Source organism: Marinobacter lacisalsi (assembly GCF_042651045.1).
Lineage (GTDB): Bacteria > Pseudomonadota > Gammaproteobacteria > Pseudomonadales > Oleiphilaceae > Marinobacter > Marinobacter lacisalsi.
In genome coordinates this window covers 623,597-639,949 of the sequence record NZ_JBHSDI010000001.1, presented here as the reverse complement: position 1 = coordinate 639,949, position 16,353 = coordinate 623,597, and the positions used below count along the sequence as shown (strand labels likewise).

The 16,353-nt window shown below is 61.6% G+C and carries 15 protein-coding genes; 13 read left to right on the top strand and 2 right to left on the bottom strand.

The features are described 5' to 3' along the window. The first annotated feature begins 42 nt into the window (after window positions 1-42). From ACFOZ5_RS02945 to ACFOZ5_RS02930, 4 genes are all read left to right on the top strand, one after another. Complete coding sequence (locus tag ACFOZ5_RS02945) at window positions 43-534, top strand: Fur family transcriptional regulator (RefSeq protein WP_379885320.1); 492 nt, start codon at window positions 43-45, stop codon at window positions 532-534. Continuing rightward, the gene (gene znuC / locus ACFOZ5_RS02940) at window positions 531-1,316 is read left to right on the top strand and encodes a zinc ABC transporter ATP-binding protein ZnuC (RefSeq protein ID WP_379885319.1); all 786 of its coding nucleotides are present in this window, start codon (window positions 531-533) and stop codon (window positions 1,314-1,316) included. Before ACFOZ5_RS02945 ends, znuC begins: the two co-directional genes overlap by 4 nt. Further along, window positions 1,303-2,115: a zinc ABC transporter permease subunit ZnuB gene (gene znuB / locus ACFOZ5_RS02935; protein WP_379885422.1), complete on the top strand. Its 813-nt coding sequence runs from the start codon at window positions 1,303-1,305 to the stop codon at window positions 2,113-2,115. The genes znuC and znuB overlap by 14 nt, the downstream gene beginning before the upstream one ends. Window positions 2,116-2,244: 129 nt before the next feature. Then, window positions 2,245-3,690: a CHASE domain-containing protein gene (locus tag ACFOZ5_RS02930; RefSeq protein WP_379885318.1), complete on the top strand. Its 1,446-nt coding sequence runs from the start codon at window positions 2,245-2,247 to the stop codon at window positions 3,688-3,690. A 19-nt stretch (window positions 3,691-3,709) separates the two neighbouring features. Here the strand turns inward: ACFOZ5_RS02930 and ACFOZ5_RS02925 are convergent, their stop codons facing one another. Next, window positions 3,710-4,792: a patatin-like phospholipase family protein gene (locus ACFOZ5_RS02925; protein ID WP_379885317.1), complete on the bottom strand. Its 1,083-nt coding sequence runs from the start codon at window positions 4,790-4,792 to the stop codon at window positions 3,710-3,712. A 237-nt stretch (window positions 4,793-5,029) separates the two neighbouring features. On the opposite strand from ACFOZ5_RS02925, the gene folE reads away from it, so the two are divergent. After that, window positions 5,030-5,599, top strand: coding sequence for a GTP cyclohydrolase I FolE (folE, locus tag ACFOZ5_RS02920; protein WP_379885316.1), 570 nt, complete (start codon window positions 5,030-5,032; stop codon window positions 5,597-5,599). Between the two features lie 5 nt (window positions 5,600-5,604). Beyond that, entirely contained in the window at window positions 5,605-6,330 is a 726-nt protein-coding gene (locus ACFOZ5_RS02915; RefSeq protein WP_379885315.1) for an SDR family NAD(P)-dependent oxidoreductase, read from the top strand. Here the strand turns inward: ACFOZ5_RS02915 and ACFOZ5_RS02910 are convergent. After that, on the bottom strand, window positions 6,217-6,738 hold the full coding sequence (locus ACFOZ5_RS02910; protein WP_379885314.1) for a 2-amino-4-hydroxy-6-hydroxymethyldihydropteridine diphosphokinase: 522 nt from the start codon (window positions 6,736-6,738) through the stop codon (window positions 6,217-6,219). The genes ACFOZ5_RS02915 and ACFOZ5_RS02910 overlap by 114 nt on opposite strands. 210 nt (window positions 6,739-6,948) lie before the next feature. Here ACFOZ5_RS02910 and ACFOZ5_RS02905 point away from each other — a divergent pair, with 210 nt between their 5' ends. From ACFOZ5_RS02905 to ACFOZ5_RS02875, 7 genes are all read left to right on the top strand, one after another. Beyond that, window positions 6,949-7,380: a CoA-binding protein gene (locus tag ACFOZ5_RS02905; RefSeq protein WP_379885313.1), complete on the top strand. Its 432-nt coding sequence runs from the start codon at window positions 6,949-6,951 to the stop codon at window positions 7,378-7,380. Window positions 7,381-7,552: 172 nt separating this feature from the next. Then, the gene (locus ACFOZ5_RS02900; protein WP_379885312.1) at window positions 7,553-9,805 is read left to right on the top strand and encodes a putative bifunctional diguanylate cyclase/phosphodiesterase; all 2,253 of its coding nucleotides are present in this window, start codon (window positions 7,553-7,555) and stop codon (window positions 9,803-9,805) included. A 78-nt stretch (window positions 9,806-9,883) separates the two neighbouring features. Continuing rightward, entirely contained in the window at window positions 9,884-10,192 is a 309-nt protein-coding gene (locus tag ACFOZ5_RS02895; RefSeq protein ID WP_379885311.1) for a hypothetical protein, read from the top strand. 478 nt (window positions 10,193-10,670) lie between these two features. Then, complete coding sequence (locus tag ACFOZ5_RS02890; protein WP_379885310.1) at window positions 10,671-11,111, top strand: MerR family transcriptional regulator; 441 nt, start codon at window positions 10,671-10,673, stop codon at window positions 11,109-11,111. Continuing rightward, window positions 11,104-13,887: a heavy metal translocating P-type ATPase gene (locus ACFOZ5_RS02885; RefSeq protein ID WP_379885308.1), complete on the top strand. Its 2,784-nt coding sequence runs from the start codon at window positions 11,104-11,106 to the stop codon at window positions 13,885-13,887. Before ACFOZ5_RS02890 ends, ACFOZ5_RS02885 begins: the two co-directional genes overlap by 8 nt. Before the next feature lie 123 nt (window positions 13,888-14,010). Then, complete coding sequence (locus ACFOZ5_RS02880; protein ID WP_379885307.1) at window positions 14,011-14,457, top strand: DUF411 domain-containing protein; 447 nt, start codon at window positions 14,011-14,013, stop codon at window positions 14,455-14,457. Between the two features lie 172 nt (window positions 14,458-14,629). Further along, the gene (locus ACFOZ5_RS02875) at window positions 14,630-16,351 is read left to right on the top strand and encodes a diguanylate cyclase (RefSeq protein WP_379885306.1); all 1,722 of its coding nucleotides are present in this window, start codon (window positions 14,630-14,632) and stop codon (window positions 16,349-16,351) included. Window positions 16,352-16,353 lie beyond the last annotated feature (2 nt).

The window sequence follows — 16,353 nt, the reverse complement described above, 5'->3', positions numbered from 1 at the left end:
GTTAATGTTATACTGTTACATTATTTGCCGGAAAGCGCTGTTATGTCTGCCAACGCACTGCCCTACCGCCCTCACAACCACGACGCCTGTGTGCGGGACGCCCTCGACGAAGCAAGGGCTATCTGCCAGTCCCGCAATGCCCGGCTGACCCCCATCCGCCAGCGGGTACTGGAACTGATCTGGAAGTCCCACAAACCACTGGGCGCCTATGACCTTCTCGGGATGCTGGCGCAGGAAGGCCATAACGCCGCTCCACCCACAGTCTACCGGGCACTGGACTTCCTTCAGCAACATGGGCTGGCACATCGCATCGCCTCACTGAACGCCTTCACCGGCTGTAACCACGCCCGCGAGCGCCATACCGGCATGTTTCTGATCTGCCAGGGCTGCCGTAATGTCCACGAGCTGACCTCGGACGCCGTCTCCGGTGCCGTGGCGGAGGCTACGGCCGATGAGGGGTTCGTGCCCACCGAAACCACTATCGAGGTGGCGGGGCTCTGTCCCCGCTGTCAGGCGCAGCAGGCAACGACATGACGGCAACAGTCGCTGAACCCCTGGTCCGGCTCGACCAGGTCTCGGTTTCCTTTAACAATATGCCGGTGGTGGACCGGGTCAGCCTCGAGGTACGCCGCAACGACATCGTGACCATCATCGGCCCCAACGGTGCCGGCAAGACCACGCTGATCAAGGCGGTGCTGGGTATACAGCCGGTAACTGCCGGCCAGATCCACAAGGCCCGCAACCTGCTGATCGGCTACGTGCCCCAGCATCTGGAACTGCAGCCCACGCTGCCCCTGAGTGTACGCCGCTTCATGGCCCTGACCGGCGCCCCCGAGGCGGATTGCCAGGCTGCCCTGAGTCGCACGGGCATCCGCCACCTGTTCCGCAAGTCGGTGCATCACCTCTCTGGGGGCGAAATGCAGCGCCTGTTGCTGGCCCGGGCGCTGGTGCGCAAACCGGACCTGCTGGTACTGGACGAGCCGGCCCAGGGTGTCGATATCAACGGCCAGGCCGCACTCTACGAGCTGATCCGCACGGTCCGCGATGAACTGGCCTGTGGCGTGATCATGATCTCCCATGACCTGCACCTGGTGATGGCGGCCACCGACCGGGTCATCTGCCTCAACCAGCATGTCTGCTGCAGCGGCTACCCGGCCGATATCTCCCACGATCCGGCGTTTGTGGAAACCTTCGGCCGCCCGGTAGCGGACAGCCTGGCGGTCTATCATCACCATCATAATCACAGCCATGACCTCCACGGGGATGTGGTGGATGGCGAACAACCGGAGCACGGCGGCCACCATGTCCATTCTTGATCCGGTACTCGATGATTTCTTCTGGCGGGCGCTGCTCGGCGGCCTGGGTATCGCCCTGGTGGCCGGACCGCTGGGCTGTTTTGTGGTGTGGCGGCGGATGGCCTACTTCGGCGACACCCTGGCCCACTCGGCGCTGCTGGGTGTTGCCCTGGGTTTCCTGTTCCAGACCAACCTCAACCTCAGCGTGGCCGCCACCTGTGTGCTGCTGGCCATTGTCCTGGTGTCCCTGTCCCGCAGTCAGGCCCTGGCCACCGACACCCTGCTGGGCATCCTGGCCCACAGTGCCCTGGCCATAGGCCTAGTGGCCCTGAGCTTCATGCCGGATGTACGGGTTGATCTGACCGGCTATCTGTTCGGCGACCTGCTGGCCATGACCCGGCAGGACCTGGCCTGGATATTCGGCGGTGCCATCGTGGTGCTCGCACTGTTGCGCTGGCTCTGGCAGGGCCTGCTGATGGCGACCATCCACGAGGAACTGGCAAGGGTGGAAGGCTTCCCGGTTCAGCGCCTGCAACTGGTGCTGATGCTGATCTTCTCGCTGGTGATCGCCGTGGCCATGAAAATGGTGGGTGTGCTGCTGATTACCGCCCTGCTGATCATACCCGCTGCCACCGCCCGGCGACTGGCCAGCAGTCCGGAAAAAATGGTGCTGATGGCCATCGGCTTCGGCATGATCGCGGTGGCCTGTGGCCTGGGGCTGTCATGGAATCTGGATACTCCGGCCGGCCCGTCCATCGTGGTGTCGGCTTTCGTGGTCTTCGTGCTGATCTACGGGCTGATTCGTCGCGGCAGGGCCTGAGCTGGCAGCCTCCTGTTGGCTGGTCTAGAGTGAGAGCTAGTGCCCCGTCTGGGTAATTCGTTTACCTGCTGCGTGACGCTGAGGGCACACTGGTTGCTCAACCGGGACAATGTCGGACAGGATGCTTTCATGGATTCCGAACAAACGTCAGGACGACCTGCCTACATCTTGTGGTTGCTACCCGTTCTGGTATTGGTCAGCGGGCTGGCTCTGACCGCGATGATGGCGCCCCGCAGCGTCCTGACGGTGGACCAGTTGGTCGACGACCTGTCCAGGGCCCACCATGAGCAACTCAGCCGGGCCCTGAGCCGGCGTATCTCCGACACTCTGGGTGCGGCAGCACAGCTGGCCCGTGACCGGGAGCCTGGCTTCAACAGCCAGGCCAGTGAGTTTCTGGACCATTTTCCCGCTATCGCCGGGCTGGAGCTACTGTCCCGCGTCAATCACTCCCAACGTCCGATGATCGAGCGGAGCCTCAGTGAGCAGAGCGGTCAGTTCATCCGCTTCGCCACCTGGACCGGGCGGTTCTCCAGTGGGGTTGCCGACGAATCTGACCAGTACCTGATCATCCGGCGCGCCCACTTTCAGCCTGAAACCATTGCTTCAGACTCCAGTCTCGGACTTGTTGCCACCTCGGTTCCCCACTGGCGTGGCGCCCTGAATCGAGCGCTGGAGGAGGGGCACGCCACCGCCACAACACTGACGGAACTGCATCGAAATGGCACCAGCCAGTCCGCCCTGCGGGTCTTTGTGCCCTCGTCTCTCCAACAGGCAGAAGAGGCGCGCCTGGTCTCGCTGGTGCTGCGCCCGGATGTCTGGCTCAGCCAGAACCTTGCGGACCTGCACGATCCCCGATGGCAGGTTGAACTCCACGACATCAGTCAGTACGCACGCCACCCCATGGCCTCGATGCCGGCCGACGGCACACCGGCCAGCGACATCGCCGCCACCCGCTCCACCCTGTCGGTAGCCGATCGCGAGTGGATGCTCAGCACCACGCCGGCTGCCGGTTGGCTTGACGACATGAGGCAGCAGGTGCTTTGGCCAGCCTGGCTTACCGGCCTGACCATCACCCTGCTGGCGAGCGCCCTGACGTTGTGGGCGATATGGCTGACCCTGCGGACCGAGCGACTGCTGGAGCGACGCACCCGCCGTGCACGGCATCTGGGCCAGCAACTGGACAACACCCGGGTAGAGAAGAACATCCTCCACCACTCATTGCAGGAAAGCGATCGCCGGACCCGGGACCTTATCGACCTGGGGGCTGGCATCTTCGCGGAACTGGACGAGGGGCGTCATATCGGATACATCTCACCGCAGGTGGCCACCTTGCTGAACATACCCTCCACTGACCTGCTCGGCAGTCCTCTGGACGCCATGTTCGACGAGAGTGATCACAAGGATCTGTCCATGGCCTTCGATGCCGCCCGCCGGGACCATTCGATCCAGCGGCTGGACACAGAAGTGATGACCCGCAATAGCGTCCCGCTTCCGGTAGCGCTGCGGATCAAGGCACTGAAGGACCCACTCAGCGGCTGCTCCGGCTTCCGGGTGTCGCTGACGCCCCGGCAATAAACCCCGCACGGTGCACCAGCTACAGCGGCCGGATCACCTCCCGTATGCGCCCGGTCTCCACCAGCTCCATGAATTCGTCACCGAGCCGTTCACTGCGGGCGATCGCGGCACGCCAGGTGCGCTCACGGCCGGCATCGTCGCCGGCAAACCGTTCGAAGTCCTTGCGGTCCGGCAGTTTGCGATCGGGTAGCGAGGCCAGGTAGTCGCGGGAGGGTGCCACCAGCAGGACATCCTGCAGACGGTTGGCGTCTCCACGGCGCCAGGGCAGGCTCTTGTCGAACCAGCCGGGGACCACCCGGTCGGTAAAGTGGGGGTACAACACGACGCCCGGTTGCCGGTATGGCAGATCCAGGTGGTAGTCCAGCAACCCGCCATCCCTGTACACGCCTTCCGGAGCCCCGGGAATATTGCGGATGCCGGACATCACCAGGGGAATGGAGGCAGAGGCCAACAGCGCCGGAATCAGGTTGTCCCGGCTCAGGGCCACATGATGACTCGGAAAGTCCACCAGCTTCGCCAGCGGCGTCGCCAGCCTCTGGTCATGGATGATTCCCCGCTCGAAGAAGCGGCCCAGATGCCGTCGGCTGACCATATTGGCACTGATGGCCTTCATCAGGCCCAGCGCAAGGCGTCCCCGGGCATCATCTTCCAGCCCCGGCATGCTGCGTACCACCACGATATTGAGCCGGTACCAGGGATGCTCGAGAATGGTCTGCTCGCGGCCGCCAAGCAACTCCTCCAGGAACAGGGTGCTTTTGCGGGTCACCTCCGCCGGGCTCACGCCTTTGGAGAACCGCTGGCAGGTGTAGAGTTCCGCCAGCCTGGCCAGCTGGGAAGCCGGATCGTCGGAAGAGGCCACGGCGGCAAAACGCCAGCTGCCAATGGACGAACCGATCAGGGCCCGTTCCTGGGGGGCACGCAATAACCAGTCACCGAAAATGGCCCGGTCCAGACCCGACAGGCCCAGCGCCTTGGGACCACCCGCCGCGCCCGGAATGACATGCACATCTTCCGGTTTCAGCCCTCTTTCCCGGACACGCGCCAGAGCGCGGCGACCGGCCTTGATGGTCAGAGCCGGCGGCCGGCTGTGGATGACTGACATGGATGACACCTCCCTGGAAACATGGGCAACGACTCTCAAACCGGAGCCGTCTGAACGCTGGCTGAACGCACTGCCAGCCCGCGATTCAAACGCGAGTTTAACGAAGTCCTGCGGGCACGGCTATAACCGGACCCACCACTGGTCTTTTTGAGCCACCGCGACGTAATCAGTACTGTTCACTTCTCACTTGGCTTACAATGGCGGGTTTAGTCACGCCGTACTGAAACGGAAACCATCATGACAGACGCTCTCGATTCCCTCTCTGCCAACTACCGGAACATCATCGAAGGCCTGGGCGAAAACCCCGACCGCGAAGGCCTCCGGGACACACCTCAACGGGCGGCGAAGGCCATGCAGTTCCTGACCCGGGGCTATCAGCAGACCCTGGATGAGCTGGTCAATGGCGCCGTGTTCGAGTCCACCATGGACGAGATGGTACTGGTGAAGGACATCGAGCTGTACAGCCTGTGCGAGCATCACCTGCTGCCCTTCATTGGCAAGTGCCACATCGCCTACATTCCTGATGGCAAGGTGCTGGGTCTGTCGAAGCTCGCACGAATCGTGGACATGTACGCCCGGCGGCTTCAGATCCAGGAAAATCTGACCCGGGAGATTGCCGAGGCGGTGGAGCAGGTTACCAACGCAGCCGGTGTTGGTGTGGTCATCGAAGCCCGCCACATGTGCATGATGATGCGGGGCGTCGAGAAACAGAACTCGGTCATGAAAACCTCGATGATGCTGGGCGGCTTCCGCAAGTCCCAGGCAACCCGCACCGAATTCCTGCAACTCATCTCGGCAAGGGGCTGAATCCCATGACCGCCCCCGTCGCTGTGGTCACCGGCGCCGGTCGCCGGCTCGGGTTCTGCACTTGTCAGGCGCTGCTGGACCGTGGTTACCGGGTGTTTGCCCTCTACCGCACCAGTACCGACGAGATCGGGCAACTGGTGGAGAGAGGGGCCATTGCCCTTGCCATGGACCTGTCCGACCCGGCCAGCATTGAACAGGGGCTGGCGCATATTCGCAGCCAGACATCGACCGTTCAGCTGCTGGTGAACAACGCCTCCGAATTCACCGCGGATGAGCCGGAGCACGGCGCCCTTGCCCGTCAGGCTGCGCGCCTGTTCCAGATCAACAGTACCGCTCCGATGATGCTGATGGCGGGGCTGAGCGACTGCCTGCGTGCCGGCTGCAGCTCGCTCACGGAGCCAACGCTGGTGGTCAACATCACCGATATCTTTGTGGAAAAACCGAACCCGAAATTTGCCGCCTATTGCGCCAGCAAGGCCGCCCTCAGCAACCTGACACTCAGCTATGCCCGCCTGCTGGCACCGGAAGTCCGTGTCAATGCCATCATGCCGGGGCCGATCCGTTTTCTGCCAGACCATACCGAACAAGACAAAGCCAGCGTCCTGGCGGAAACGCTGTTAGCGCGGGAGGGCGGTTTTGACAGCGTGGTCCAGCAGATCATCGCCCTGCTGGATAACCAGTTCATGACCGGCGCCCTGATTCCAGTGGATGGTGGCCGGCGTCTCGCCTAACGCCTGGCCGTTCAGCACCAGTCGCTCCCCCGCCTCCCGCTCACCGGCAAGCAACTGACGATAGTAGCTTTCAGTAATGGTGCTGCCGGTGAACGCAGGGTTGCGACGGGTTTCCAGTATGTCCACGTCTATGGGTCTGTCACGCACACCACTGAAGGGGTCGGAGCGATCGCGACCCAGTGACTCTTCCAGTGCGTTGAGTTGCTGCTTCACCTGATCCGGCGGCAGATCGCTCTGGAACACAGCCAGCGCATTCAGAAAGCTGTTGTCCGAATCCATTCCCTGGGGAGCGGTGCGAACCACCGGCGACAGCGACACCTGTCCGAACAGCCGCGCCAGCCGGGCCAATGCCCGGGGAAGATTCTGTTCCGGGCTGATGTTGCTCCCCAGTCCACACAGATACCACATACCAGTTACCCGCGAAGCTGCATTGTTGAATGGTTATTGAACGCCGAAGCCATTGGTACGGATCAATCCCTTACACGGCTCAGTGTGTTGCCTTATGGTTGAACCACAAAACCGGGTGCCGATGAATTTTACTATCAATTACCGGTAGGCACGCACAAGGCTCAACCGTTAGTATGGGCGCCACGCAGTCCAATTACCCGGAGGGCAGGCATGCCGATACAGCACCCCGAAGAGATACGAAAGATTCTGGGCGAGGTTCGCACGATTGCGCTCGTTGGCGCCAGTGAAAAACCCCACCGCCCCAGCCATGAGGTCATGGCTTACCTGCAGGGGCGAGGCTACCGCGTGATACCGGTGAACCCCAGGCTGGCCGGGAAAACACTGCTCGGTGAGACCGTCTACCCGGATCTCGCATCGATCCCGTACCCGGTGGACATGGCGGATCTGTTCCTGGCCCCCGAACGGACCGACACCGTCATCGACGCTGCCATTGCCCGCAACATTCCGGTTATCTGGCTTCAGATCGGGGTCATTAATCACGAAGGCGCTGAACGGGCCGAAGCGGCGGGCGCCAGAGTGGTGATGGACCGGTGTCCGAAACAGGAAATTCCCCGCCTGGGTATTCCACCGGTGGCCGCCTGACCGTATAGTTTGACATCAGGATGTGTCGCCCTTGGTAAAAGGGTGACACGGTGCCGCACAAACAGGTTACAAATATGACATATTAGTAACCCTATCGGTCATCCAGGACGCCTGGCTGTCCCTACCATAATAATAATGACATGACTTCAACACCCTGCTTCCGGAGCGCTGTGTGCGTCAGAAACGCCCGCTATCTGTCATCCTCGTCCGCCAACTGATGAAACCGGCGTTTCCGGCGGCGATCATGTTGACCTTCCTGGTTATCGCCACCGGACTCAAGCTGGGACTGGACTCGGAGGAAGATGCCCAGGTCCGGCAGACGCTGGCGTCGGAAACCGAATCCCTTGCCCGCCAGCTGGAAAAGGATTTTCTCAACCACGTGATTGCCCTTCGCCGGATGGCCGCCCGCCTGGCTCTTCAACCGGATATGCCGGAAGCCATCTGGCAGGAGGATGCCCGCAACTATTTGCAGGACTTCCAGACCTTCCAGGCCATCGAATGGATCGACCGCGACTTTATTATCCGCTGGGTCGAGCCCCTGGAAGGAAACCGGGGCGCCCAGGGCTTTAACGTCGCCTTTTCCGACGAGCGACGTGCCGCACTGATCCAGGCCCGTCAAACGGGCAACCCCGACATCTCAGGGGTTATCCAGCTGACCCAGGGTGGCGCCGGCCTGGTGGTCTACGCCCCGGTGGGTTCCGGCGCAGCAAATAAGGGGTTCATCGCTGGCGTATTCCGCATGGAAAAGCTCTCCGACGCGCTGATTCTTCCCCACATCCACGGCAACTTCAGCCTGGAGCTGCTGGAAGATGGCGAGGTGGCGTTCAGCCTGCCCGCCCGTACCGCCACGAACAATAGCTTCAGCTATACCGCACAAGCCAACCTGCCCTCAGTCCAATGGTCTCTGCGGGTTACTCCCACCAATACGTGGGTCGAACGGTATCGCAGCAACTGGCCCTGGGCGACGTTCCTGAGCATGCTGGCGCTGGGTTTGCTGGTATCCTTTACCGCCCTGCTGGTTCAGGTTGTACTCAAGCGCAAACAGGATCTGCTGAAGACCCGGCAGGATCTTGAAGATGAGATCAACCAGCGTGTTGCCATCCAGCAGGACCTTGCCCGCCTGGAATCCACCGACATCCTGACCGGTCTGGCCAACCGACGATTTTTCATGGAAGACCTGGAACATACACTGCTCCAGGCCGACCGCCAGATGCGGCAGGTGGGTCTGATCATGCTGGACCTGGACCGCTTCCAGATGTTGAATGATTCCCTGGGCCACCAGTTCGGGGACGAGCTGCTGATCAAGGTATCGGAACGGCTCGATCAGCTGAGTGATGAACGGGTCATGGTGGGGTACGCCGGCGGTGACGAGTTCATGGTCTGCCAGCAGCACGTGGAGGACATCGACGACGTTATTCATCTGCTCGGCCAGATCAAGGCGTGTTTTTCGAAACCTTTTGAAATTGATAACGAAAAACACAATGTCACTGCCACCATGGGCGTGGCCGTCTTCCCCCAGAGCGGGATGGACGCGGACATCCTGCTACGCAATGCAGACATTGCCCTGTACCGGGCCAAAGAGCAGGGCCGCAACTCCTACCAGTTCTATACCGAGGGCATGCAGGAGCGGGAGGTACGCCGTCTGGAGCTGGACACCGACCTCAGTGAGGCCCTGGCCCGAAACCAGTTCGAGCTTTACTTCCAGCCGCAGCTGGATCTGGTCACTTCCCGCGCCGGCAGCGTGGAAGCCCTTATCCGCTGGAATCATCCGCAGCGCGGCCTGGTCCCCCCCATCGAGTTCATCCCGCTCGCCGAGGAAAGCGGGCGCATCACGGAAATCGGTCGCTGGGTTATCCGCGCGGCCTGTCAGCAGCTGCGACTGTGGCGTGGCACCCCTCTGGAGCACCTCCGGATCGCCATCAACCTCTCCGGCCGTGAGCTGGGTGAGGCCGATCTGCCGGACTACCTGGCACGCTGTTTTGAGGAATACTCGGTCGAGCCCCATCAGTTGGAAATCGAGCTGACCGAGGAGTCCTTTATCGCGAATGTGGAGCACAACCATGAGCAGATGCGGCGCATCAGCCAGCTGGGTGTGCATCTGGCGATCGATGATTTCGGGGTGGGCTATTCGTCTCTGGGTTACCTGAGGGATTTCACGGTGGATCTGCTGAAGATCGACCGGTCGTTCATTACTGACGTAACCGAGCGCCATGATGATGCGGTCATTACCCGGGCAGTGATCAATCTGGCTCACAACCTGGGCATCCGGGTGGTGGCTGAGGGTGTGGAAACCGAGGAGCAACTCTTGTTCCTCAAGCAACACAACTGCGACATGGCCCAGGGCTATTACATGAGCCGTCCGGTGCCCGCTGCCGATTTGCCGGGAGTGATCGCCCGGGGTTTGCTCTCCGTATCTCTGCAGTAACCGCCTTCGGACGTTTCCGTTGCACGTGGTAAACTCCGTTCAGTTCGACCCTATCCAAGCCACTCTGACAGGATAGCCATGGCCAGTTACCTGACTCCAGAACAGAACCAGCGCCTTCGCCGCTGGGAGACCATCAACAAGTGGTATTTCATCATCGCGTTTATAGTGCTGGTCATCCTTCTGGTGTTCAGCACCCAACTGGGCTTATCCAGTGGCAGTAGCTGGGGCCCGCTGGGTGTTCTGCTGGCACTGCTGGTGGTACCTATCATCATCCTCCAGCTCCGACTCAAATGCCCCGCCTGTGGCCATTCCATCGGCTGGCAGGCCAAACTGATGGCGCCGGATCAGTGCCGGAACTGTGGGGTGTTTCTTCGGTCCCGCACCTGACCTCAATACAAGCCTTATAGTCCCTGCCCGGGCTCTGGGGTGTTTCGGGAATTTTTCCACCGCAATTCAGGGGCCGTCCCTGGCCCCACCTTGCTCCGCGACATCCCTGTCGCTGTTCCAAAATCCCCGAAACACCCCAGATCCCGCCGAATACCGTGCTATCCGGTTCCAACCTAGTTCACCGCCTTAAAAATTCTCTCCAAATGCAGTCAAAGCCAGACCAGCGGAGACAACTGCATACTTACGTCGGTCCGGGGGCAGGTGGGGGTATTACGCAGCAGCGCCATGGATGGCGCGGAGCAAGGCGGGTTGCCAGGGACGGCCCCTGAATTGCGGCGAAGTAATACCCCCACCTGCCCCCGGACCAGCCCCCGAAAAAAGGCCCCATTTGCCTCGAATCGGCCACCAAAACCCTTGACCTATGAGCAACTCACAGGTTCTAGTCTATTCTCATTAAAAGCCCAGAATGGAAAACGCCATGAAAGTAAGCGACCTGGCAAAAGCGGCAGAGGTGAACCCGGACACCGTCCGCTTCTACACCCGGGAAGGCCTGCTGAACCCGACCCGGAACCCGGACAATAACTACCAGCAGTATGACGCCGAAGACCTGCGCCGGCTGCGGTTTGCCCGTAAAGCCCGTCAGCTCGGGTTCTCGTTGCCGGAAATCCGTTCCATTCTGGGGCAGGCGGACGAACACCACTCCCCCTGCCCCATGGTCCGGGAAGTATTCGAAGACCGCCTGGCCGAGGTGGAAAAGGAAATCGCCGAGCTCCAGCAACTGCGGGAACGCATGAAGAACGCCCTGACCGCCTGGCAGGCCATGCCCGATGGCACCCCGGATGGCCACACCATCTGCCGGCTGATCGAACACTGGGACGACGACCAACCTTCTCACGAGAGAGGCTGCGACCATGCCTGATACTGAAATCGCCACCCTGAGCCCCGCCCTTTCCATATCCGGCGCCACTTGCCAGGGTTGCGCCAGGAAAATCCGGGCCGCCCTCGAGCCGCTGACCAGCAGCACCGAACAGATCGATGTGGACCTGGAGCGCCAGACCGTAGCCCTGCCAGAGGGCATTGATCTCAACGACGCGGCCAAACGGGTCACCGAGGCGGGCTACCCGGCAGAACCCCTGTGGCAGCCGGCGCTGTCCATTACCGGCGCCACCTGCCAGGGCTGTGCCCGCAAGATCCGCGCCGCCCTTGAGCCCCTGACAGGCGACGAGAACCGTGCCTACGTTGATCTCGACCGGCAGACCGTTTCGCTGTTCACTGATGTGGACCGCCAACAGGCCGCGGAACGGGTCACTGAAGCCGGGTACCCGGCACGCCCGCTGGATGAGGACTCAGACACCCCGGACTCCCCGCAAATACAAAACGAGCAAGCCGACGCACCGGCACAGGTACCGGAGAGTGGCGAGTCACCGGAACCACCAGCCACCAGCGATCCCGATGACGATCAGGTCCAGCTGTCAGTCACCGGCGCCACCTGCGCATCCTGCGTCGCCACCATCGAAAAGGCCCTGATGTCCGTGAAAGGCGTGACCGGGGCCCATATGAACCTGGCGGACAATACCGCTACCGCAACCGGCGACGCCGACCCAAAAGCCCTGGTGCAGGCAGTTGAAAGCTCCGGCTACGGCGCCAGCGTTATCGAGGATGCCGACGCCGCTGATGAGCAAAAGCAGGCCCAGGACCGTAAGCAGTACCGCAGCATGCTGGTCAAGATGGCCATAAGCCTGGGCCTGGGTATCGGCCTGATGGCGTACGGCATGGGCTTTGGCTCGATGATGGTAAGCGAGGCCAACCAGATTACCTGGATCAGCCTCGGCATCCTGACCTTTGCCGTCATGGCGCTCACCGGTGGCCATTTCTTTACCGGAGCCGCCAAGGCCTTCCGCCACCACAACGCCAATATGGACACCCTGATTGCCCTGGGCACCGGCACCGCCTGGATCTATTCCATGGTGGTTTCCGTGTTCCCGGATGTCTTCCCGGAGATGGCCCGGCACGTGTATTTCGAAGCGTCTGCCATGATCATCGGCCTGATCAACCTGGGCCAGGCCCTGGAACTCCGGGCCAAGGGCAAGACCTCCGAGGCCGTGCGCCGCCTGCTGGACCTGCGGGCGAAGACCGCCCGGGTCATCCGCGACGGGGAAGAACAGGATATCCCGGTGGAACAGGTACGCAAGGGTGACCATATCCGGGTGCGCCCGGGTGAAAAACTGCCCGTGGACGGGGTTATTGTTGAAGGCACCACCCGCATTGACGAGAGCATGCTCACCGGCGAGCCCATGCCCGTGAGCAAGGCGGACGGTGACGAGGTATCCGCCGGCACCCTCAATACCCACGGCTCCATCATCTACCAGGCCACCCGAGTTGGCAGCGAGACAGCCCTGGCGCAGATCATTCGCCTGGTCAAAAAGGCCCAGGGCTCCAAGCCCGCTATTGGCCGCCTGGCGGATAAGATCTCTGCCGTGTTTGTGCCCACCGTCATGCTGATTGCGGTAGTCACCGCCCTGGTGTGGTTCAACGTCGGACCCGATCCCCGGGTGGTCCACATGATGGTGGCAGCCACCACCGTACTGATCATCGCCTGCCCCTGTGCCCTGGGCCTGGCCACTCCCATGTCGGTGATTGTCGGTGTGGGCAAGGCCGCGGAACATGGTGCCCTGATCCGCCAGGGCGATGCCCTGCAGACCGCCGGCAAGCTGGACCTGGTGATTCTGGACAAGACCGGCACCATCACCGAGGGCCATCCCGCCGTAACCCATGTACATGCGACCGAGGGAGACGAGGCAGAGGTTCTGGCCCTGGCGGCCGGGCTGGAGCAGCATTCGGAACACCCCCTGGCCGAGGCCATTCTCGCCCGGGCCAAAGAGGATGGGGCGCAGAAGCGGTCGGTTACCGGCTTTGAAGCCCTTAATGGCAAAGGCGTACAGGGCGACCTGGACGGCGAGCCCCTGCGCCTGGGTAATCGCCGCTGGCTGGAAGGGGAAGGCGTCGACCTGGCTGCCCTGGACGAGGCCGCCCGCACCATCACCAGCGAAGCTGGCACGCCACTGTTCCTGGCCCGGGGCACCCGCGCCCTGGGCGTCATTGGTGTGGCAGACGCCATTAAACCGGACTCGGAAGCAGCGATTCGTCGCCTCCATGACGCCGGCATCCGGGTAATGATGGTGACCGGCGATGTGCAGGCCACCGCCGAGGCCATTGCCCGCAAGGCTGGTATCGACGATATCCGGGCAGAAGTGTTGCCGGAAGACAAGGCCGATATTGTCGAGGAGATGCGCCGCAAGGGCCATACCGTGGCCATGGTCGGTGATGGCATCAATGATGCGCCAGCCCTGGCAGCAGCCGATGTGGGCTTTGCCATTGGCACCGGCACGGATGTCGCCATTGAGAGCGCCGCCATCACACTGATGCGGGGATCCCTGCACGGGGTGGCCGACGCCATCCAGATATCACGGGCCACCATACGCAACATCCACCAGAATCTGTTCGGGGCATTCATTTACAACACCCTGGGCATACCGATTGCTGCGGGCCTGCTCTACCCGGTTTGGGGCGTACTGATGAGCCCGATCCTGGCCGGTGCGGCCATGTCACTGTCGTCGGTCACCGTGGTCACCAACGCGAACCGACTGCGACTTTTCAAACCCCGTCACGAATCTGATACACAGGAGGGGAACTGATGGCCACACTGCTAGTCAATCTTGCAGGACTGGTTTTAATGGGCGCCATCGTCTGGTGGTTCTGGCTTTCCGGATCCGGCGACGCCGGCAACCAACAACACGATCATCACTGAGGACGATAATATGAAGAAACTGACAATGGCCCTGAGCCTCGCTGCCACCCTGACCGCCGGACAGGCCGCCTGGGCGGAAGATGACCTGACCATGAAAGTCTACAAGTCACCCTCCTGCGGCTGCTGCGGTGACTGGGTGGACCATATGAGAGAAAACGGCTTCGAGGTGGACGTCACCGACACCAATAACATGAACCAGGTGAAAATGGATGCCGGCCTGACCCCGCAACTGTCCAGCTGTCATACGGCGTTCGTCGGTGACTACGTCATCGAGGGCCATGTGCCGGCAGCGGATGTACGCCGTCTGATGGAAGAGCAACCCAGCGCCCATGGCCTGAGCGCCCCGGGCATGCCGATGGGCTCACCGGGCATGGAAATCGGTGATCGCAAGGATCACTACCAGGTCCTGCTGTTCAACGAAGCCGGCCAGACCAGGGTGTTTGCCGAACACAACTGATTGCCCGGCCGTCATCAGCTGGGAGCGGGGGCGAGGGGCGTGCGGAACGTGGCAGGCGAAGAAAACTGCGACTACGATTTGATCAGGGAGTAGTTTATGATCTCCCTGTGACCCGTCTGATCGCCTACCTGAGCTGAACGGGTGTTCTGGTCCAATCCGCAAGGAAATCGCCTTGAGCCTCAAGACACGCATTCTGGGCCTTGTCTCTGCACTTATCCTGGTGGCCTCACTGGCTACCTGGCTGTCATACAGGGCTCTGTCCGAGGACATCATTGAGCGCTGGGGCCAGCAGGTAGCGGAGATCCAGGTCCGTTATGACAGCGCCCGGCTGTTACAGTCACTGGAACGGGAGATTGGCCTCGCCCGCCAGATGGCGGACTCTTCTACCCTGATACAATGGGCCCTGTCACCGAACGACCCGGCATTGGAAGACGCCGCTATCCGCCAGATGGAAAGCTTTCGCGCCAATTTCCGCGATAACAGCTATTTCGTTGCCCTGCTCGAGAATGGCCACTACTACTTCAACAATACCGATAATGAATTCGCCGGCAAGCAGTTCCGCTACGTGCTGGACCCGCAGGATCCGGACGATGCCTGGTTCTACCAGCTGATCGATGAGGGCCGGGACTTCCATCTCAACGTCAACCCGGACACCGAACTGGGCGTTACCAAGCTCTGGATTGACGTGCTCATGCGCGGTCCTGATGGCGAAATACTGGGTATGGTCGGTACCGGCATGGAGCTGGACCGCTTTCTTCAGGACATCGTGGACATCAACCAGGACGGCATTACCACCCTGTTCGTGGACTACAACGGTGCCATCCAGCTCTACCGCGACCGCAACTACATCGATTTCGCCAGCATCATCAAGCCCGAGGGTCAGAAGAACACCGTTGATCTGCTGTTCGATAACCCGGACGACCAGAAAAAGGTACTGGGCATGCTGCAGATGCTCAAGAACAGCGGCGGCGAGGAGGGCAAGGTCGCCAGCAGCTTTGTGACGGTGGACGGTCGCAAGCATCTGGCCGGGGTGGCTTACCTGCCCGCCATAGGCTGGTTCGAAATCACCCTGCTGGATCTGCAGACACTGCTACCAGTCAGCTATCTGTGGCCGTTGGTGGGCGTCTTCCTGGCCACTCTGCTGATCACCCTGCTGTTGTTCCACCTGTTGATCAGCCGTCGGGTACTTGGCCCGGTCATGGCCCTGGAAGGGGCTGTGAAGCAGGTTCGGGAAGGCAACTTCCGGTTACCGCCGCTGCCCAAACCCGATAATGAGATCGGTCGCCTGAGCAGTCATTTCGAGGAAATGACTGCCAGCCTGAAAGACTCCACTGAGGACCTTCAGGGACAGGTGGACGAGCGCACCCGGGAACTGCACCGGCTGGCACGCAGAGACCCGCTGACCGAGCTGGGTAATCGCCGTGCGCTGGATGAACTGTTCGCCGCCGAGATCGAGCGGGCCAACCGGGAAGGCAATGGCTTCGGGGTGCTATGGCTCGACATTGACCATTTCAAGACCATCAATGACCAGCAGGGCCACCAGAGCGGTGACGCCATTCTCTGCGACGTGGCCCACTGGCTGCGGGCCAGCCTGCGCCCCTACGATCAGGCCGGGCGCTGGGGCGGCGACGAGTTCGTGGTGATCCTCTCGCCCTGTGACAGCCATACCCTGAACCACATCGGTCAGCGTGTTCGCAGCCATGTGGAGACCCAGAGCAACGCCATGGGTATGCCGGTCACCATCAGTGTCGGTGGTCACCTGGCGAAGCCCGGAGAAACCCTGGACGAGATCCTGAAGCAGGCAGACAAGGCGCTGTACCGGGCCAAGCAAAGCGGCCGTAACCGGCTGGTCACCAGTGATCAGGATGAGCGGGACACCGAAACCACTGCCTGAGC